The following is a 20,821-nucleotide window of genomic DNA, read 5'->3' as shown; positions in this document are numbered from 1 at the left end:
TGAGGAAATTTATAGTTCTAAAAATTACTTTGCTGCCTGTTTAAACACCTTTTTCAAAAGATCGGTTACGCGAGCTTTCGGATCTTCACGAATCTTTTTTTCTTCCTGCGCGATCAGCACGTACAAGCCGTCAATGGTCTTTTGCGTCGCATAACCTTTCAAATCGGGGTTCACTTTCTTTACCAAAGGGATCTTGTTATAAGTGTCGACGATCTCTTTATAATAGTCTGTTGCCTTGTTCAGATTAAGCGTTGAATCTACAACCGGGAAGAAAGTTTTGTACAAATCTTCATTCGTTGTTTTTTTCAAATACTGCGTTGCTGCATCATCCTGGCCCTTTAAAATGCCCAGCGCGTCGGGGACGGTCATGGATGTGATGGCTTTTACAAAGATCGGTTTTGACTTTTTTGCAGCATCTTCGGCGGCGCGGTTGAGCGACAATGTAAATTTATCAACCTGATCGCCAAGTCCCATCTTTCTTAAAGTCTCAGCCACTTTTTGCGCTTCGGGCGGAACTGCGATCTTGATCAGCTCATTTTTGAAGAACCCATCCACTTTGGAAGCTTCCGCTGAACCGTTGCTAATCCCAACATTCAAGGCCTCTTTCAATCCTGACACGATTTCATTTTCACCGAGGCCATCTGACTTTCCACTCACTTTATCCAGCACCTTTCCTAAGTTGAACTGCGCCTGGGAATTAGTGGCTGATATGAGTGAAAATAATAATATTGCTAAGATTTTGTGATTCATTACGATTGTGTTTGTTAAATTCTGACTACGCTTTAAACGTACTCAATAACGATTAATTTTACTTATTTTTGGGAAAATAACGGTCTCATTCAACCAATTTCAAACTATGGTTCCCATAATCCGGGCTGAAATATTAACGATCGGTGATGAAATTCTTTTTGGACAAATTACGGATACGAACACGCAATGGATTGGCTCTCAACTCACTGATATTGGGATCCGTCCGGTCAGAAAGACGTCGGTTGGGGACAACAAAGCTGACATCCTGGATGCCTTCGCGGCGGCCAGTGAGCGGGTGGACGTTATTATAGTTACGGGAGGCCTCGGCCCTACCCGTGATGACATTACCAAGCATACATTTTGCGAATATTTTGGAACGGAACTTGAAATAAATCAGGAAGCGCTGGAACTGATCACTGCATTTTTTGCGAAACGCGGACGCGCCATGACTGAGCTGAACATTCAGCAGGCTGCACTTCCAAAAAATTGTACCTACATTCCAAACCTGTGGGGAACAGCGCCCGGCATGTGGTTTGAGAAAGACAATGTGGTTTATGTTTCCCTGCCCGGCGTGCCTTACGAAATGAAGAGTTTGATGGAGTTTGAGATCCTTCCCAGGCTGAAAGCAAAGTTTGTTTCGAACATTATTCAACATAAATCGGTGCGGACGATCGGCATAGGAGAATCTTTCCTGGCTGAGACGATCGCACCTTGGGAAGACGCGCTTCCCGCGCATATAAAATTGGCCTATCTACCTCATTTTGGGCAAGTTAAACTTCGTTTGACCGGCACCGGCACAGATCAGAACCAACTTGATGCTGAGCTGGCCGAGCAAGTTGCGCTGCTGATGCCTTACATTGAGGAATGGGTTTTCGGGTTTGATAATGATGAACTTGAAACGGTCATCGGATCGTTACTTGTGCAGCACCAGGCCACGGTGGGCACAGCAGAAAGTTGCACCGGCGGATTTGTCGCAAATCAGATCACGAATGTGCCCGGCGCTTCGCAATACTTTGAAGGTTCTGTTGTGAGTTATAGTAATGAGGTGAAGATGAACGTTCTGGGCGTTTCACCTCAAACACTGGAAGCATATGGGGCTGTCAGCGAGCAAACTGCCCGCGAGATGGCCGAGGGCGCCCGCACAGTGCTGAACACTACTTTTGCGGTTTCAACAACGGGCATCGCTGGTCCTGATGGCGGCACGGCGGAAAAACCGGTTGGAACAGTCTGGATTGCCTGTGCTACACCGGACGAAACATTCACCCAGTTGCTCACTTTGCGCAACAACCGGAAGATCAACATTGAACTTACTTCTTCCTACGCATTGAATTTGTTGAGGAAAACCATTTTGAAAACAAATCTTGCCATTAAGGGCTGAGAAGATTACTAAAATACATTCGGTAGCAAAATTGGCCGCCGTGAATGAAAGATACCAGTTATGAAAATAGTTGAAATGGTAATGCCTCCAATGGGCGAAAGTATAATGGAATGCACTGTCCTTCACTTACTTGCAAAAGCTGGTGATAAGGTTGCAGTTGACGATTCCATTTTGGAGGTTGCCACGGATAAAGTGGATACGGAAGTGCCCTGTCCTTTTTCCGGAGTGCTTACTGAGTGGCTTGTCAAAGAGAATGATGTGGTGCCAATAGGAAGCCCGGTTGCGAAGATCGAGGTGGAGAATGATGTGGACGAAGGTGATCAGCAACCCGTTGACAAGCCTGCTAATGAGCCGGTTAGTGCAGAACCGGAAGTGGAAGCGACCGCAGCGGCCCTGGAAAAAGAATATGAGGAGGTGCTTATCAGGAAGGCCGAACCTGCTCTGGACCTGACCAACAACAACCCCGATCACAACGCTTTCTATTCACCACTCGTGCTCAGCATTGCGCGCGAAGAGCACATTACCGAAAGCGAGCTTGCCACCATTCATGGAACGGGCATTGAAAACAGAGTTACGAAAAATGACATTTTTTCGTTTCTCGACAGCCGTAAAAAGCATGTTCACATTCCAACTCCTGCTGCAATTTCGCTGAACGGCAGCAACGAGATCATTGAAATGGACCGGATGCGGAAGATGATTTCGCAGCGTATGATCGAGTCCAGGAAGATTTCAGCGCACGTTACTTCATTTATTGAAACCGATATGACGCCGGTTGTTCAATGGCGTGAACATACAAAAGCCGAATACAGGAAGAAAACGGGCGATAGCATTACATTCACGCCCATTTTGATTGAAGCTGTTGTGAAAGCGATCAAGGATTATCCAATGATCAATATCTCTGTCGATGGCGATCGGATTATCAAGAAAAAGGAAATAAACATTGGTATGGCTGTGGCTTTGCCGGATGGAAACCTGATCGTTCCCGTTATTCATCGTGCTGATCAGTATGACTTGCCAGGGCTAGCAAGAAAAGTGAATGATCTTGCCAAAAGAGCGCGTGAAAACAAATTAAAGGCTGATGACCTGGCTGGGGGAACTTACACCGTTTCCAATATTGGCGCATTTGCAAACCTGATGGGAACGCCTATCATTGTCCAGCCGCAGGTTGCGATCATGGCTTTTGGCGCAATAAAGAAGAAACCAGCTGTAATTGAAACGCCGCAGGGAGATTTGCTCGGCATTCGCAGTCTGATGTTTATCTCTCACTCTTATGACCATCGCGTTGTGGACGGCTCACTAGGCGGGCTTTTTCTGAAACGCGTGAATGATTACCTTGAAAATTTCGATACGCACAGATCAATAATGTAATGCTCAGACTCACTTTGGACATGGATGACGTGCTGGCGGATACGCAAAAGAAACTCGTCAGCATTGTTCATAATGATTTTTCGACCTTATATAATGAAGAACAACTGACCAAAAGCGCTTTCAGGGATATTTTACATCCCAAGCAACTCACGAAGCTGCATAAGATCATCGACACGCCGGGTTTTTTTGCCGACATTGAAGTGATGAGCGGGGCTGTTGAAACGGTTTACAAACTGTCCAAGTTCTACGAAATATTTGTTGCTACTGCTTGCATGGAATTTCCTACGTCGTTCAATGACAAGTTTGCGTGGCTTAAAAAACATTTCCCTTTCATACCCTGGACCAATGTTGTGTTTTGTGGTTACAAAAGTATTATCCAGTCCGACTATCTGATCGATGACCACGTTCGGAATTTGAATGCTTTTAAAGGAACTGGCATATTGTTTACTGCACCGCACAATGTTAAAGAAACCTCATATAAGCGTGTTTCCAATTGGAAGGATGTTTCTGAATTATTTTTACCAATCGCATGAAACTACTACTGATTGAAGACGAACCGAAAACTTTGCAGTCCATCAAACAAGGACTTGAAGAGAATGGATACGAGGTTGACATTGCATACGATGGCCTGATTGGCAGGCAATTGGCGAAAAATAATACATATCAACTGATCATCAGCGACATTATCATTCCGGGCATCAACGGCATCGAACTTTGCCGGGAAATACGGAACTGGGGTGACGAAACGCCTATTTTAATGTTAACGGCGCTGGGTACCACAGACGATAAAGTTACTGGACTGGATGCCGGTGCGGACGATTACCTCGTAAAGCCCTTTGAATTCAAAGAGCTTCTGGCCCGAGTGAGAGCGCTTACCAAGCGCGGAACGACGGTTTCCCACACCGCGCAGATTTTGAAATTTGCGGACCTTGAAATTTCGCTGGACGCTAAAACGGTGCATCGTTCGGGAAATAAAATCAACCTGACGGCCAGGGAATTCAATTTACTCGTTTACCTGATCCGAAATCAGGGACGCGTGATCTCAAAAGTGGAAATTGCAGAACAAGTTTGGGACATTGGGTTTGATACGGGCACCAATGTGATTGAAGTTTACGTAAATTATCTTCGTAAAAAAATTGATAAGGATTACCCTGTCAAATTGATCCATACCCAGTTCGGGATGGGTTATGTGCTAAAAGTAGAGTAAATCATGCAGATCCGCACCAGACTTACAGTTCAGTTTTCCCTGCTGGTGAGCGGAATCCTTCTGATCACATTTCTCGCGATCTATTTTTTCTCATATTACAATGTTAATGAGGACTTCTATGATCGGTTAAGGTCAAAAGCAAAATCTCAGGCAGAGCTTTTGCTGAAAGTCCCGCAGGTGAATACGGAGGTTCTAAAAGCCCTGGATGAAACCAACCGGGACTTGATTTACGACGAGAATACATTCATTTTCGACGAGAAAAACCGCCTTATTTATAGCAATCCTACCAGTCCTCAATCCAAATCCATTCACGTTTCCAATTACTGGCTGGACGAAATCCGCAAAGCCGGTCAGATCCGTTACACCGACGGCGACTACAAGGTTGTGGGCTTGTATTACAAATACCCATTTAACAGGGCCGTCGTTTTGCTTGGTGCGAAAGATTTATACGGTCAAGCCAATCTCTCCAATTTGAGCACATTACTGACGGTTTTGTTCTTCATTGTAACCATTATTGTGGCGTTGGTGGGCTGGATTTTCTCAAAACGGGCATTGAGGCCGATTTCGAAGGTTATGAACGCTGTGGAAAGGATTCTGCCTCAAAAACTGGATACCAGACTGGATGTTCCTAACCAAAAGGATGAAATAGGGCGCTTAACCACAACATTTAACAATCTTTTGGACCGGATTGAAACGGCATTTCAAATGCAGAAAATCTTTGTGGCTAATGTTTCCCATGAGCTTAAAAATCCGTTAACCAAAATCCGCTCACAGCTGGAAGTGAGCATGTTAAAAGAACGAAACACTGCCGACTACCAGTTGACGATCAGGTCTGTTTTGGAGGATATCCAGGAGCTGGCGCAGCTTTCCAATACATTATTGGAGCTTGCCAAAGTAAGTGAGGATCAAAAAGATCTGCTCACAGAAACCATTCGAGTGGATGATCTTTTGCTTGATTGTCGGCTTGGCCTGGCGCAGGCAAATCCGTTGTATAACATTCAGCTTAATTTTGAAGAGTTGCCGGAAGATGACACCTGGCTGGAACTAACAGGAAATTCAACATTGCTTAAAACCGCTTTCTTGAATCTGATGGACAATGCCTGCAAGTTTTCGGACAATCACACAGTTAATGTTGATTTGAAAACGTCAGCGAGAAGATTAACACTAAGTTTTTCGGATAACGGCAAAGGAATTCCAAAAGAAGATCAGAGTCTGGTTTTTCAACCATTTTACCGCAGTGACAACACCGCAAATATTAAGGGATATGGAATCGGGCTGTCTTTGGTAGAGCGGATCGTGAAGTTGCACTCGGGAAATGTCAACATTTATTCCAATGAGCCTAAGGGCACGACGTTCGTCGTCATTTTCTCAAAGCTCTAAGCAAATTCTAACTTTTTATTAACGCCTTTTTAAGTATTGTATGATTTATTTGTATTGTCTCAATAAGACATGCTGATAAAACGGCAGTTCAAAAGGATTTCATTTTTTGTGGTGTTAATAAGCAAACTTGGCAGGTGTATCTCACACCTGCCAAAGTTTTTTGTGACTAGCCCTTCTTCCTAATCTCAATAATCTTCAACTTATTCAGCATCTTGATCACCGGGTAAGTTGGGTCGACTTCGTACCAGCGTGAGCCGAAGTTGATCGAATTTGGTTTCTTGTGGTGATTATTTTGAAATAATTCACCCATCATTAAGAAGTCAAAAATCAAAGAATTCTTCGATTTGTCGTCGTTATCAAAGTTTTGGTAACCGTATTTGTGACCGCTCCAGTTTACGATTGCGCCGTGAATCGGGCCCATCAGGAAATGTACAGGCAAGAGGAAAAAGAACGCCCAGTGCATATCCAGATAAATGTAAGCCAGGATGTAAAAAGCAGTGTAAAGCAACGCCCAGCCTGAACGTGAAAGCCACGAATCGCCAAGCTTTTCTATAAAGCGCCACTCTGGATAATTCCTTTCAAATTGCGACTCTATCGCGCGCTTGCGGCTTAGCACGGCATTATAAATATTCTTCGTTTCCCACATCATCGTAAAAACATTTTTGGTGTGATGCGGCGAATGCGGATCCTTCTCTGTATCGCTGAAAGCGTGGTGCATGCGGTGCAGAATCGCGTAAGCTCTTGGACTTAAATAAGAAGAACCTTGTGAAAGATAAGTCAGTAAATAGAAGAACCGCTCCCACGGTTTGCTCATAATAAACATCTTATGAGCTGAATAGCGGTGCAGGAAGAAGGTTTGACAGAATAGGGATAAATACCAATGTACAACAAAAACGATAAGAACAATATACATGGAACGAGATGAAATTATAATATTTTAAACTTTGTACAAAAGTAAGTGTAAGCGTTAACAAAACCGAAAATCAGAAAAGCTAATTTGGAATTATTTTATATAGAGAGATACGATTTTTGTCACGATATCGATTGCATGGAAGGGATTTCATTACAAAATCATGAAGGCGTAACTCAACAGGTTTGCGCCCATTTGCAATGCTTTTCTACGCATTTCCTCCGGATCATTATAAACACTCTGATCCTCCCAGCCATTTCCTAAATCCGTTTCATAGCTATAATAGCAAACAAGCCTGCCCTGCCAGATAAGCCCATAACCTTGCGGTTGTTTTCCATCATGCTCATGAACTTTTGGAAGACCTTCGGGAAACACATATTTGATCCTGTAAACCTGGTGATCGAAAGGCAGTTCCACAAAAGAAAGCTCTGGAAAGACCTTTTTCATCTCCCGTCTGATAAACTGGTCCAAACCATAATTGTCGTCCACGTGCAAGAAGCCACCTGACAGCAGATAGTTACGGAGATTTTGCGCCTCCGCATCGCTGAATACCACATTGCCATGGCCCGTCATATGCACAAACGGATACGCGAAAATATCGGGGCTGCCCACTTCTACCACGTCTTCGGCAGGGTTAATGTTCATTTTCAGCTCCGTATTACAGAACTTGATCAGGTTAGGAAGCGAAGTTTTATTGGCATACCAGTCGCCGCCACCACCGTATTTCAACTTGGCAATTTTCAATGATGACTGCGCGAATGTTGCTGTGCCTATGAAAACAAATATGACCAGCCCTATTATTTTGCCAAAGCTTGCTACTGACCTCTTCATGTTGGTTGGTGCGTTTATAAAATGTTCTGTGCCAAATTAATGGCGTGGCAGCCTGCCACAGCCGCAGTTTCGGTCCTTAAACGGGTAGGTCCAAGGGAAACAGTTGAAAATCCATGATCGAGTGCTAACGAAACTTCTTTTTCACTGAAATCGCCTTCCGGTCCTATTAATAAAGTTGTGCCCGAGCCTTTTTTTACCTTACTAAAAACGTGCTCAACCTTGTTATGATCTGGAACGTAGGCGATTAATTTTTCCGAACCCGTCACGCCTTTCACGAATGCTTCGTATTTATTGCCAATGGTGATGACTGGAAGATAATGTTGCTGCGATTGTTTCATGGCCGCGGCAGCGATACGATTCAGCCTCGTAAGGTTCACAACGCGGTTGATCGTGTCCGCATTGGTGTGCTCTGTCAACATGAAGTCGATGCGCTCCACCCCTATTTCGGTCATTTTTTCCACCATCCATTCGTTGCGCTCGGCCTTGCGCGTGGGCGCAATGGCCAGGTGTACGGAAAACGGTCTTCGTTCGATGATCTGAGATTCAAGCACTTCGTAACCCGCCTTTTTTCCCTGGATATTCAACACGCATTTCTGCAACGTGCCTTTGCCATTGGTTACATATATAATGTCTCCGGAATTGAGCCTTAAAACTTTGGAACTATGCCTGGCCTCCTCTTCGTCTAATTCGTAAAGATTTGAGTCTGGCTGATAAAATAAATGCATGTGAAAAGTAAATATTCAATAAGATAAAAAAACCGGGATGATTTTCAAAATACGGTTAAAATTAGAGTCCCCTTTATAATTAAACGCCATGTTTTCCTTATATTATTTTGAATATCTCAAAAAACCTGATTTTTGCATTTTTGCAACATTTCAATAAGAGAGACTGCTAATTTAACCGCGTTATCAGGGTTTCTGCAAAAATATTTATCAGTTAGTCAAAATTCGAATTTAATCGATTTTATAAGAATAATACATTTTTTACTGACAATACTACCACAAACACAATATTATTCTGCGTAAGGCTAATATTTCTTAGTTTTTATTTTTTGGAAATACATTTTTGCATTAATATTGTGCCGTTATAATTATTCGTCACCACTTTATCTAGTACTATTATGTCAAAATCCAAGCTGGAATATATTTGGTTGGATGGCTACAAGCCGACCCAAAGTTTACGTAGCAAAACCAAAATTGAAAGCGATTTTAGTGGGAAATTGGAAGATTGCAGCAACTGGTCATTTGATGGTTCATCCACTGAACAAGCGCTTGGCGGTTCTTCTGACTGTTTATTGAAACCTGTTTACATTATCCCTGACCCATTGCGCAAAGATGCATATCTTGTAATGTGTGAAGTACTTAATGCAGACGGAACTGCTCACGTATCCAACGGTCGGGCAACGATTGAAGATGATGACAATGATTTCTGGTTCGGTTTTGAACAAGAATATTTCCTTTGGGATACTGAAACAAACAAACCACTTGGCTTCCCGGCAAATGGTTATCCTGCACCACAAGGACCATACTATTGCTCAGTAGGTGCTCAAAACGCATACGGTCGCGAAATTATCGAAGAGCATCTTGACGCTTGCCTTGACGCCGGACTTAATGTAGAGGGTATCAATGCAGAGGTTGCAGCAGGACAATGGGAATTCCAGATTTTCGCAAAAGGTGCGAAAGAAGCTGGTGACCAGATCTGGCTTGGCCGTTATTTGCTTGAAAGAATCGGTGAAAAATATGGTGTTGCTATCAACTGGCACTGCAAGCCTCTGGGCGAGCTTGACTGGAACGGAAGCGGCATGCACGCTAACTTCTCAAACTCTGCTTTGAGAACTGCTGGCAGCAAAGAAGTTTTCGATAAAGTTTGCGAATCTTTCCGTCCGGTTGTGAAAGAACACATTGAAGTTTACGGTGCTGATAACCACCTGCGTTTGACTGGAAAGCACGAAACTGCTTCTATCCACGATTTCAGCTACGGTGTTTCTGACCGCGGTGCTTCGATCCGTATCCCTGTTCTTGTCCCTCAAAAAGGATGGAGCGGATATCTGGAAGATCGTCGTCCAAACTCAGCTGCTGATCCTTACAAAGTAGCTGCGCGTATTATTAAGACTGTTAAATCTGCGCTTTAATATTTGCAGAATAGATATAATGTAAATCAAAAAACCGCCGCATTGGCGGTTTTTTGATTTACAGGCACTGTCAAATCGCGGAGTAAACGCAAAATCCCGGAGGGATGTAACATCATGCATGACATTACATCCCTCCGGGATTTTCCTTATCCATTAACCAATTATATTTTGACTACCGATGTTTTGTCCCTCTGGGACTTGATATCAGTCCTGCTCTTCGCTTCCGGAGAATGCGTAAAGAGTTGGGTCCAGTTGAATGCGACCGGCGTTAAAGCGTATGATGAAATCGTTGATCGTTTTATCATTGATCTCCGTTTTGTTCAATCCCACTTCCAGACCAATGCCGTAATCAAACTTGTCGTCCGTTTCAATGTGCTCGCGAACTGTTATTTCCTCGTTTTCTTCGATCTCTTCAATGAATTCGGTAAGCAACAATTCTGCTTCTTCGTCCTGCTCTTCGTCACAAACGTAATTTTCCGGACGTTCGTCGAGGGAAACGTAATTCGGCATCACCTTTTTCAGCCTTTCCAAAGCAGCGTCATAAACGAGGGTTGAGTGGTGCAATCTCAAAGTGTAGATCAGCGCGTCATAAATCACCTCTTTCTCTTTGTAAAAACCTACGAACTGAACGTGCGCATGCTCGTTGTTCTCCTCTTCATCCTCTTCCAGCTCGTCCTCAACATGTATAAAGCTTGATCGCTCTGCTTTACATTCCTGTTTAAGCACTGCAATTTCTTCTGGATCAAATCCCGGATTCATAGTCTTGAATATTTGTTATAAAAAGCTTTCGCTGCTAAAATTATTCCAAAAATAACATTTCACGGTATTTTGCCAAAGGCCAGTCTTCATCGTCGATCAATAATTCCAATTTATCCACGTGATATCTGATCTCCTCAAAAAACCCTTTCACCTCCGAACCGTACATTTTCGCCCTTTCAAACAGATCCTCAATGTTATTGGCCGTTTTGCGCTGCTCTGTCATTTCGTGAACAAGCTTTTTAATGATCACGATATGGGTGGAAATATCTTTGATAATTTCCTTGATCGGTGCCGCTTCTTCCAGCATATCCAGATCCGTGAGCGACCGGGCCGTCTGGGCAAGCTTGAACTGATATTTCACAACCGTAGAAACAATGTGGTTCAATGCCAGATCACCTATCACGCGCGATTCGATCTGTAACTTTTTAACATAATTTTCTAATTCAATCTCGTAGCGGGCATGCAGCTCGCGCGAGGTGAGGACGCCCATTCGCTCAAATGCAGTAATTGTACGTTCCGTCGTGTAAGCGTGCAGCGCATCGTATGTTTCCTTGATATTGCTCAGGCCGCGGCTTTTTGCTTCCTCCACCCATTCCTCTGAATATCCGTTTCCTTCAAATAGAATGTTCTTTGACTCTGTAAAATAGCGTTTCAGGATCTCAACAGTCGCCACCTTCTTTTCTTCTCCTGCGGCAAGTCTCTCATCCATTTCCTTTTTGAATTCCAAAAGCTGATTCGCCACAATCGTATTCAAAACGATCATCGGCGATGCACTGTTTTGAGAACTGCCCACTGCGCGATATTCAAACTTATTTCCGGTAAAACAGAAGGGCGAAGTGCGGTTACGGTCCGTGTTATCGCGTTGCAGGTTTGGAATGCGGGTTATACCCAATTTATAATAGAAATTCTCGCCTTTTTCGAGCGTTATCTCTCCCTTGTTGACCAATTCTTCCAGCATATTGGTCAGCTCGTTACCCAGGAAAACCGATACAATCGATGGCGGCGCCTCGTTTGCCCCTAATCTATGCTCATTACCGGCAGAAGAAATGGAAGCGCGCAACAAATCCGCGTGATCGTGAACTGCTTTCACAACATTCATTAAAAATGTTAGAAAGCGCAGGTTTTCCTTCGGCTTGGACGTGGGCGCGAGCAGGTTGATGCCCGTATCCGTGGAAAGTGACCAGTTGTTATGCTTTCCGCTTCCGTTGATACCAGCAAATGGTTTTTCGTGAAACAAAACCTGGAAATTATGTCGGTCACCCACTTTCTGCATCAAATCCATCAACAATGCATTATGGTCAATGGCCAGGTTTACCTCCTCAAACGTGGGCGCACATTCGTACTGGCCTGGCGCAACCTCGTTGTGGCGCGTACGCACAGGAATGCCCAACTTTAATGCTTCAAATTCAAAATCCACCATGAATGCATTCACCCGCGGCGATATCGAACCAAAATAATGATCGTCCAGCTGCTGGCCACGCGCAGGACTATGTCCAAAGACCGTTCTGCCAGCCATGAGCAAGTCGGGACGCGCATAATAAAGTGCTTTATCTACCAAAAAATATTCCTGCTCAATGCCTAATGTTGGCGTTACTTTATCAACGTCGCGGTTGAAAAATTGACAGACCGAAGTGGCTGCTTTGTCGAGCATAACCAGCGATTTGAGCAAAGGAGCTTTGTAATCGAGTGCTTCTCCGGTATAGGAAATAAACACGGACGGAATACATAATGTTTTCCCTCCCGCCCCATTATCCATCAAGAACGCAGGTGAACTCGGGTCCCAGCCTGTATAACCGCGTGCTTCAAAAGTGGCGCGCAAACCGCCGCTTGGAAATGAGGATGCATCGGGTTCCTGCTGGACCAGTGCACTTCCTTTGAATTTTTCAACGGCTTTGCCGTCGATTGTCAAGTCAAAAAATGAATCGTGTTTCTCAGCAGTCGTTCCGGTTAAGGGCTGGAACCAGTGCGTGTAGTGCGTCGCTCCCTTGGAAATCGCCCACGATTTCATCGCCGCCGAAACCTCGTCTGCAACTTCCCGGTCGATCGTCGAACCGGAACGTATCGCATTCGAAATCTTGGTGTAAGCCTCAGCGGAGAGCAGCGTTTTCATTACGTCATCGCTGAAAGTGTTACTGCCATATAAGTCGGCTACTTTTTCTGTCGGAGGGGTAAGTGAAGGGGCAACCCGGCCTTGAGCAATCTCAAAAGCTTTGGAACGAAAAGTCATTTTATAATCGGATTTATATTAATTCTCCCCAAAATTATTTATTTAAAGGTACGAACAACAATTCTACGCCACATTTTCATTTTTAATCTGTAACGATACTGCCGGTTGCTTCAATTTTCGGAACTTTGTAAATTCTTAAAGACACCGATGCGCAAAAGATTAGAATTTCTTGCCATATACGGGATTAGCTGGGTTGTTCTGTTTCAGTTTTTCCGAATATTATTTCTCGCTTACCATTATAAAAAGACGCTTGAACTGCCTTCATCGCTGTGGGCAAAAAGTGCAGCCCACGGCCTGCAAATGGACATTTCATTTGCAGGTTATATTTTAATGATCCCCGCATTGCTCATGATGTTCACTGCCAGGAAATGGAAGTGGTATGCAAATACATTGGCTATTTTCAGCGCAATAGTGGCGTTTTTAATCACTTTTCTTGTCATTGCAGACCTGGAATTGTTTAAAGCATGGGGATTCCGGATCGACGGCACATCGTTACATTATCTCAAAACGCCCAAAGAAGCTGTTGCTTCCATGGGTGCTGCTCCGATTTTCCCACTATTGCTGCTTTTCGCAGGCCTTTTTGTCCTCGTCTGGAAATTGTTACGGACCGTTATCAAGCGCAGCACGGGCGCATTTGAAAAGACCGGTTTTATTTATACGATCCCTGTTTTCCTGATTCTGAGCGCAAGTCTGATCATTCCAATTCGTGGCGGGCTTCAACTCGCGCCCATGAATGAAAGCGCTGTTTTTTTCAGTGATAAAAGTTTTGCCAATTATGCGGCCGTGAATGTCCCCTGGAATTTTATGAGCTCCCTGCTGAATGCCACTTATTCCAAAAAGAACCCGTTTGTTTATTTTGATGAAAGTCAGGCAGATCAACTCGTAAAGTCGCTATATAGGGCCGACAGCACTTCGGAGCAGGTGGTTAAGGCGGGGAAGATAAATGTCGTCGTCATTATCTGGGAAAGCTTTACTGCGAAAGTTGCCGGCAGTTTGAATGGCTTGCAGAATGTGACGCCGCAATTTGATCAACTCGCGAAAGTGGGAATGCTGTTCACGCAAATGTACGCAAGCGGAAACCGGAGCGATAAAGGAATGGTGGCGATTTTGAGCGGATACCCAGCCCAGCCGACAAATTCAATCATTAAGATTCCTAAAAAAACATTTTCTCTGCCATCATTACCGAAGGTCTTTCATAAAAATGGTTGGTATACATCCTTTTATTATGGCGGCGAAACCGAATTCGCCAACATGAAATCCTACTTTCTGCAACAGGATTTTGATCAGATCATTGATAAGAATGATTTTGATGAAAAGGATATGAATTCCAAATGGGGTGCGCATGACCACATTGTTCTGGACCGGTTAATGGACGATCTGGACAAGCAGAAACAGCCATTTTTTTCAACTTTATTTACATTAAGCAGCCACGAACCATTCGAAGTTCCGGTTAAAACCGTAATCAAAGGAAACGATTCCGAACAATTGTTTTTGAATGCACATCATTATACGGACGCCTCGATTGGTGACTTTATTAAGAACGCCAAAACAAAACCGTGGTGGGATAACACGCTGATAATCATTATCGCAGACCACGGCCATCCGCTGCCCGAGACGGACAGAACAAAACCCGCAGAATTTCACATTCCCATGCTTTGGCTCGGCGGCGCATTGGAAAAGCACAGCACGAAAGTGGATTCGATCTGCTCTCAAACGGACCTGGCGACAACATTATTGAACCAGTTGCATCTTCCTTCGGGTTCTTTTAATTGGAGCAATGATATTTTTGGCAAACAACGCGTTCCTTTTGCATATTTCGCATTTAATAATGGATTGGGCTGGATGAAGCCCGGCGGATATCTGGTCCGTGACAACATCGGCGGCAACATTACCGAAAAAGCCGGAGCTCTTACGCCAGAAGAAGAAAATTTTGGAAAAGCATATTTACAATCATCATTCAACGATTATTTAAAGCGTTGAGCCTAAAAGGTGTAATTTTGCAGAATATTTGAAAACAATGAAAAAAGTCGCTTTTTATACATTAGGCTGTAAACTGAATTATTCCGAAACATCGTCCATAGGCCGCATGTTTGAGCAAAAGGGATATCAGAAAGTGGAGTTTAATGAAACACCAGATATTTTTATCATTAACACGTGCTCTGTTACCGAGAATGCGGATAAAAAATGTCGGAAGATCGTACGCGAGGCACAGAAGATTAATGCGGATGGTTATGTGGCCATTATAGGCTGCTATGCGCAGTTGAAACCAAAAGAAATTTCGGAAATCCCTGGAGTCGACGCAGTTTTGGGCGCGGCGGAAAAGTTTCGTTTAGTCGAGTTGATCGATACATTTGAAAAAACACCGCTGGGACAGCCTGCGCAGGTGATCGCTTCCACAATTGATCACGCTGTTGAATACCATACTTCTTATTCCTTAAATGATCGTACAAGGACTTTTCTGAAAGTGCAGGACGGTTGCGATTATCCCTGCTCCTACTGCACGATCCCATTGGCGAGGGGAAAAAGCCGCTCCGATAGCATAGCGAACATTGTGAAGGCTGCCGAGGATATTGCAGCCAGGGATGTAAAGGAAATCGTTTTGACAGGTGTCAACATTGGCGATTTCGGTTTGCAAAACGGCGAGCGGAAAGAAACATTTCTGGACCTGGTCAAAGCGCTGGACGAAGTAGAAGGCATTTTACGTTTCCGTATCTCGTCCATCGAACCTAATTTGCTGACCGACGAGATCATTGAATTTGTGGCAAAATCCAAACGCTTTGCGCACCACTTTCACATTCCGCTGCAATCGGGTTCCAACACGGTTCTTGGATTAATGAAGCGTCGTTACAAACGTGAACTGTATGCGGAGCGTGTTGCGAAAATCAAATCGCTGATGCCTGAATGCTGCATTGGCGTAGACGTGATTGTAGGTCATCCTGGCGAAACACAGCAGCTTTTTGAAGAAAGTTACCTATTCCTGAATGAGTTGGAGGTTTCTTACCTGCACGTTTTCACATATTCAGAAAGGGAAAATACGGCTGCTTTGAACATCAGACCCATTGTCGCTAAAAATGTCAGAGCGGATAGATCTAAAATGCTCCATATCCTCTCGGAAAAAAAGAAGCGGTACTTTTACGAGAAACAAATTGATAAGCAAGGACTTGTTTTGTTTGAAGACGAGATACAGAACGGTCAGATGCTTGGCTTTACAGACAATTACGTTCGTGTGGCCGTTAAATATGATCCTTTGTTAATCAATGAAACCAAGGCGGTCCGTTACAGCCACATTAATGAGCTTGGTTTGATGGAGGTTACGGAAATAGAAGAACTTGCCCCGATTCTGGTTTAGATCAGATTTTATTTTTTGATCTATATGAAAAAGTCCGCCTTGGTTTTACCTGAGGCGGACTTTTATATTTAAACAACGTTGAGAAAAATTACGCTTCTATAAGAAACTCATCGTGCTGGCTGATATCCAATCCAGCTTTCTCATCCAATTCAGATACACGAAGTGGCAAGATAAGATCTGTAATTTTAAGCAGCAGCAATGAACCGCCGAATGCGAAAACAGACACACCTACCAAAGCAATTACGTGGTTGATAAACAATGTTGTTTCGCCAAAGGCAAGACCCTGATCCGTAACCAGTGAGTTAACACCGCTCGTTGCGAATACACCAGTCATCAACATCCCAACCATACCACCTACACCGTGGCAAGGAAATACGTCCAATGTATCATCCAATGTAGAACGAGTGCGCAGGTGAGCAACGTAGTTACTGATTACAGCTGCGATAGTTCCGATGAAAAGGGAAGCAGGAACGGTAACGAAACCAGCAGCAGGCGTGATAGCCACAAGACCTACAACCGCACCGATACAGAAACCAAGCGCCGACACTTTTTTACCTCTTGCAACATCAAACAAAACCCATGAAAGACCAGCGGCACCAGCAGCAGTATTTGTCGTAGCGAAAGCAGAAACTGCCAAAGGAGAGGCTGAGAGCGCAGAACCTGCGTTGAAACCAAACCAACCGAACCAAAGCAAACCTGTTCCCAAAAGAACAAAAGGAATGTTTGCAGGTGGCAAAACGTGATCTTCTGTTAACGACTTACGTCTTTTCAGGTAAAGTGCGCCGGCCAATGCAGCCCAGCCAGCAGACATGTGAACAACCGTTCCACCTGCGAAGTCAAGCACACCCATTTTGAACAGGATACCATCAGCATGCCATGTCATGTGAGCCAATGGTGAATAAATAAAGATACAGAACAAGATGATGAACAACACGTAAGAACGGAAGTTAACACGCTCAGCCATAGAACCCGTTACAAGCGCAGGTGTGATCACCGCGAACTTCATCTGGAACATTGCAAAAAGAGCGAAAGGAATTGTTCCCCAAACCGGTCCGTCCAAAACGCCTTTGAACATAAAGTGGGTCGTTGGGTTACCAACAAATCCGCCGATGTCATCACCAAATGCAAGACTGAAACCAATAACAACCCAAAGGACACTGATAACGCCCATTGCGATGAAGCTCTGAAGCATTGTCGAGATAACGTTTTTGTTATTCACCATTCCGCCGTAGAAGTAAGCCAGACCTGGGGTCATAAGCAAAACCAGCGCGGAAGACACAAGTAACCAGGCGGTGTCACCGGAATTAATGCCTTCCGTCACGATCTGAGTCGGAACATTGGGAATGAAGGCACCGAGGATACTGATTACGAGCAGGATAATCAGTGGAATGTAATTACGTTTTTCCATTGTAGTAAATAGTTATTATAGGTAGATTAAGAAGGTATGTGATTGAAAATTAGAATTTGTAAATAAATGCAAGTCCGAAAGTCGTCTGGCTGTTTTTAGTCCATTCGCCATCAGAATCTTCAAACTGCTGCGCTTCACCCGCACCGCTTACTTTTGGATATGCATCCAGACGGAATTCAGGTTTTACAAGGATATGTCCGTCAGCCAGGCTGATGTTTCCTGTTAAAGTGATGGAATTAACGCTTGTTCCCATTCCAGCTGGTGTAAGCAAACCACGTACGCCGCTGTCATTATTGAAATACTCGTAACGAGCACCGATTCCGAAGTTGTCAGTTAAAGCTGTGTTTGCATAAACAGCCACACCGCCCCATGTTTCCGTGTCAGTTGGTCCACCGTAACCTTGGTAGTCTCCTTTTTGGCTTCCGTATGCAGCATTCAATCCAAGCAGGAATTTCTCGGTGATCTGGAAACTTGTCGTAAGGTCAAAAACCTGGTAGAATGCAGACGGCTCTTTGAAAGTCACTGTGTCTGGGTTTGCCTCGTTGCTTCCGATATAGTTCACATATACGTTCCAGTTTGCGACCGGCTGGAAATAAAGCTGGCTGATAATACCCTTTTTGCGGTTGTTGTCGCCTAATCCGTCAACATTGTTCACAACACCCACCATTAAAGAAGCTTTGTCTGAAAAAGCATAAGTTGCCTTCAAACCAGCGTGGTAAAATGGGCCGTTATTGAATAGGTTTGATAGAGAGTAGTTGAAGTTGGCCGGTGCGTCGATCACTTCATATCCGATGTTTGTTCCGAATTGTCCGGCAGTCATCGAAAATTTGTCTGTGAATTTGTAAGTAAAGTAAGCCTGCTTGATAGCGAGTGCGGTGCTAAACAATGCATTCCCGTAGTTACCCATATTGGCGTTAGGACCGAATGTCAAATCAACTACAGCTTCTGATTTTGCATTGGTGTAAGCCACTTTTGTCTGAACCAAGCCCAAAGAAAATTGTCCGGAACGCTGATCAAATACGCGGGCATTGGATCCACCCATGTTAGAGCGCGACGCAGGTTTGTTGAAATTAGCCATGTAATAAGAGTCCAGATAGCCCGAAAATGCAAATGCACCTTTGGCCTCATCTTCGTCCTTCGCCTCAGTAACCACTGTTGTATCCGCTTTGGCAGCTTTTTTATCCTCATCTGACTTTGCAAAACCCAAAAAAGGAACCATCAAAGATAATACTGTGCAATAGACTTTTTTCATAATTATATTCTGTTTAAGTTAATACTACTCCCCGGCTGAATTACTGGATCAAATATTGTACTTAAATTGTATTAATCAAATATTCAAGACAAAATTTATCTAAAAAAACACAATTATCATTATTTTTTACTCTTTTTTATTGTTTTATAAACATAAAATCGTGCTTTTCGCAATTTTTGAAGAAAATTTTAAATTCTGTGTAAATGCACATACACAAAATTTTATATATGACATAGTATCGGAATTATTAAGAAATTTTATTATTATAATGACATTTCCGGCAATGGGGCACAAAAAAAGCCCCGCTGATGGCGGGGCTTGCACTGGGGCTTCCAGTAAAGCTTCAAAATCTTATTCGGTCACAGGTTTTATTCACCGTGCATCCATGCTTTTTTAGCAAGCAATGTATCTTCTTCCTCTTCATTATCAGGATCCGGTACGCAGCAATCGACAGGGCAAACCGCTGCACATTGAGGCTCTTCATGGAAACCTACACATTCAGTACACTTGTCTGAAACGATATAGTAGAATTCGTCGGAAACTGGCGACTGCTTTTCCTTACCACTTACGATGGTTCCATCACCAAAATCCACCTCGTCCAGACTTGTTCCATCACCCCAGGTCCACTCAACACCTCCTTCATAAATTGCTGTGTTAGGGCACTCTGGCTCGCACGCCCCACAATTTATGCATTCATCGGTTATCATTATAGCCATATCGCCGGATTGTTTATATTTGTTGCTATTTCTTCTGTTTAGAGTAACAAATATAACTATTTATAGTTTCCCAGCAATCAGAAAAATAAAAACGAATACCTAATTTAACTTTTCAGCGTTCAGTCAGAATGATATCGAGAGCCCAGCGGATAAATGCATTTATAAATCTTGGAAAATTCATCACAAACCCTCAAAATGAGCTGATAATAGAAGAATGGATCGCCCGCGCCAACAGTAAAAACAACTGGTTTACAACTGAAAATGTTGCCCGGTCGCTGAATGCACTGGCCAATCAATTTTTAAATGCAGACAAGCTCAATGCATGGGCAGCGCAATATCCTGAACCTGATTCTTCTCAAAAAATAGGCGTTGTAATGGCCGGGAACATTCCGGCAGTTGGATTTCATGACGCGTTATCGGTCCTTATCAGCGGACATATATTATTGGCAAAACCCAGTTCAGATGACCAGTTGCTGATCCATGCACTGCTCGATAAGCTCGTGGCTATCGAACCGGGGCTTGAAGAACACATTCGCTTTGTGGAGCGCTTGAATGATGCGGACGCTTATATTGCCACCGGAAGCGATAATACAGCGCGTTATTTCCATTATTATTTTGCTAAAAAACCCAACATTATCCGCAAGAACCGGACGTCTGTTGCCGTACTGACGGGCAGCGAAGACGGTGAAGAATTAGCTGCTCTTGGCAGGGATGCGTTACAGTATTTTGGTCTGGGATGCCGCAATGTTTCCAAGCTTTTTGTTCCGGCAGGATATGATTTTACCAAGTTTTATGAATCCATTCAGAATCTCGACAAGACGTATCTGCATCACCATAAATACTTTAACAACTACGAATACAACAAGTCTATTTTCCTGGTAAACCGGGTGCCGCATTATGATAACGGTTTCCTGTTGCTGACGGAAAGCAAAGCATTGGTTTCGGCAATCAGTGTGCTGCATTACGAAACATATGAATCGCTTTCGGACATTGAAGCACCATTGAAAGAACAGGCTGAGAAAATCCAGTGCGTTGTGACTAACGCAGATATTGACCTTCCGGGATTGATCTCATTCGGCAAAACGCAGGAACCGGGGTTGACAGATTATGCCGACGCGGTTGACACCATGGCATTTTTAGCAGAATTCTAATTTT

At 43.8% G+C, this 20,821-nt stretch carries 18 protein-coding genes; 9 read left to right on the top strand and 9 right to left on the bottom strand.

From position 1 onward, the window contains the following. Positions 1–24: 24 nt before the first annotated feature. A complete protein-coding gene (locus B5X68_RS19845; RefSeq protein WP_082216501.1) occupies positions 25–750 on the bottom strand; it encodes a DUF4197 domain-containing protein in 726 nt (241 codons plus the stop codon). 106 nt (positions 751–856) lie between these two features. Here B5X68_RS19845 and B5X68_RS19840 point away from each other — a divergent pair, with 106 nt between their 5' ends. From B5X68_RS19840 to B5X68_RS19820, 5 genes are read left to right on the top strand one after another with little or no spacing between them, the layout of a single operon-like run. After that, positions 857–2,128 (top strand): competence/damage-inducible protein A, encoded by a 1,272-nt coding sequence (locus B5X68_RS19840; RefSeq protein WP_082216500.1) that lies wholly within the window; start codon positions 857–859, stop codon positions 2,126–2,128. A gap of 60 nt (positions 2,129–2,188) precedes the next feature. Then, positions 2,189–3,496: a dihydrolipoamide acetyltransferase family protein gene (locus B5X68_RS19835; RefSeq protein ID WP_082216499.1), complete on the top strand. Its 1,308-nt coding sequence runs from the start codon at positions 2,189–2,191 to the stop codon at positions 3,494–3,496. Continuing rightward, positions 3,496–4,029 (top strand): 5' nucleotidase, NT5C type, encoded by a 534-nt coding sequence (locus B5X68_RS19830; protein WP_082216498.1) that lies wholly within the window; start codon positions 3,496–3,498, stop codon positions 4,027–4,029. Before B5X68_RS19835 ends, B5X68_RS19830 begins: the two co-directional genes overlap by 1 nt. After that, entirely contained in the window at positions 4,026–4,703 is a 678-nt protein-coding gene (locus B5X68_RS19825; protein ID WP_082216497.1) for a response regulator, read from the top strand. The genes B5X68_RS19830 and B5X68_RS19825 overlap by 4 nt, the downstream gene beginning before the upstream one ends. A gap of 3 nt (positions 4,704–4,706) precedes the next feature. Beyond that, a complete protein-coding gene (locus tag B5X68_RS19820; protein ID WP_082216496.1) occupies positions 4,707–6,083 on the top strand; it encodes a sensor histidine kinase in 1,377 nt (458 codons plus the stop codon). Between the two features lie 166 nt (positions 6,084–6,249). Here the strand turns inward: B5X68_RS19820 and B5X68_RS19815 are convergent, their stop codons facing one another. The 3 genes from B5X68_RS19815 to B5X68_RS19805 all read right to left on the bottom strand — a co-directional run bounded on the left by B5X68_RS19815 (position 6,250) and on the right by B5X68_RS19805 (position 8,549). Continuing rightward, positions 6,250–6,996 (bottom strand): acyl-CoA desaturase, encoded by a 747-nt coding sequence (locus B5X68_RS19815; protein ID WP_082216495.1) that lies wholly within the window; start codon positions 6,994–6,996, stop codon positions 6,250–6,252. Positions 6,997–7,146: 150 nt separating this feature from the next. Beyond that, positions 7,147–7,824, bottom strand: a complete 678-nt coding sequence (locus B5X68_RS19810) for a DUF4159 domain-containing protein (protein WP_082216494.1) — start codon at positions 7,822–7,824, stop codon at positions 7,147–7,149. A gap of 14 nt (positions 7,825–7,838) precedes the next feature. Next, positions 7,839–8,549, bottom strand: coding sequence for an RsmE family RNA methyltransferase (locus B5X68_RS19805; RefSeq protein WP_082216493.1), 711 nt, complete (start codon positions 8,547–8,549; stop codon positions 7,839–7,841). 395 nt (positions 8,550–8,944) lie between these two features. On the opposite strand from B5X68_RS19805, the gene B5X68_RS19800 reads away from it, so the two are divergent. Then, complete coding sequence (locus tag B5X68_RS19800; RefSeq protein ID WP_082216492.1) at positions 8,945–9,955, top strand: glutamine synthetase beta-grasp domain-containing protein; 1,011 nt, start codon at positions 8,945–8,947, stop codon at positions 9,953–9,955. A gap of 204 nt (positions 9,956–10,159) precedes the next feature. On the opposite strand, the gene B5X68_RS19795 is transcribed toward B5X68_RS19800, so the two are convergent. Beyond that, positions 10,160–10,714 (bottom strand): hypothetical protein, encoded by a 555-nt coding sequence (locus B5X68_RS19795; RefSeq protein ID WP_082216491.1) that lies wholly within the window; start codon positions 10,712–10,714, stop codon positions 10,160–10,162. A 40-nt stretch (positions 10,715–10,754) separates the two neighbouring features. After that, positions 10,755–12,941 (bottom strand): glutamine synthetase III family protein, encoded by a 2,187-nt coding sequence (locus tag B5X68_RS19790; RefSeq protein ID WP_082216490.1) that lies wholly within the window; start codon positions 12,939–12,941, stop codon positions 10,755–10,757. Between the two features lie 147 nt (positions 12,942–13,088). On the opposite strand from B5X68_RS19790, the gene B5X68_RS19785 reads away from it, so the two are divergent. Continuing rightward, positions 13,089–14,921 carry an LTA synthase family protein gene (locus B5X68_RS19785; RefSeq protein WP_082216489.1) on the top strand — a complete coding sequence of 611 codons (1,833 nt, stop codon included), beginning with the start codon at positions 13,089–13,091 and terminating at the stop codon, positions 14,919–14,921. Between the two features lie 37 nt (positions 14,922–14,958). Continuing rightward, entirely contained in the window at positions 14,959–16,290 is a 1,332-nt protein-coding gene (mtaB, locus tag B5X68_RS19780; protein WP_082216488.1) for a tRNA (N(6)-L-threonylcarbamoyladenosine(37)-C(2))-methylthiotransferase MtaB, read from the top strand. Positions 16,291–16,378: 88 nt separating this feature from the next. Here mtaB and B5X68_RS19775 read toward each other — a convergent pair whose 3' ends face one another. The 3 genes from B5X68_RS19775 to B5X68_RS19760 form a co-directional block, all read right to left on the bottom strand. Continuing rightward, positions 16,379–17,698, bottom strand: coding sequence for an ammonium transporter (locus B5X68_RS19775; protein WP_082216487.1), 1,320 nt, complete (start codon positions 17,696–17,698; stop codon positions 16,379–16,381). 49 nt (positions 17,699–17,747) lie between these two features. After that, positions 17,748–18,950, bottom strand: coding sequence for a porin (locus B5X68_RS19770; protein WP_229208496.1), 1,203 nt, complete (start codon positions 18,948–18,950; stop codon positions 17,748–17,750). A gap of 368 nt (positions 18,951–19,318) precedes the next feature. Then, complete coding sequence (locus B5X68_RS19760; protein ID WP_082216484.1) at positions 19,319–19,666, bottom strand: 4Fe-4S binding protein; 348 nt, start codon at positions 19,664–19,666, stop codon at positions 19,319–19,321. Between the two features lie 128 nt (positions 19,667–19,794). Between B5X68_RS19760 and B5X68_RS19755 the strand changes: the two genes are divergently transcribed. Further along, a complete protein-coding gene (locus B5X68_RS19755) occupies positions 19,795–20,817 on the top strand; it encodes an aldehyde dehydrogenase family protein (RefSeq protein ID WP_082216483.1) in 1,023 nt (340 codons plus the stop codon). Positions 20,818–20,821 lie beyond the last annotated feature (4 nt).

It is taken from the genome of Dyadobacter psychrophilus, assembly GCF_900167945.1.
Lineage (GTDB): Bacteria > Bacteroidota > Bacteroidia > Cytophagales > Spirosomataceae > Dyadobacter > Dyadobacter psychrophilus.
The sequence above is the reverse complement of the archived record's forward strand: the minus strand, read 5'-3'. Positions and strand labels throughout refer to the sequence as shown.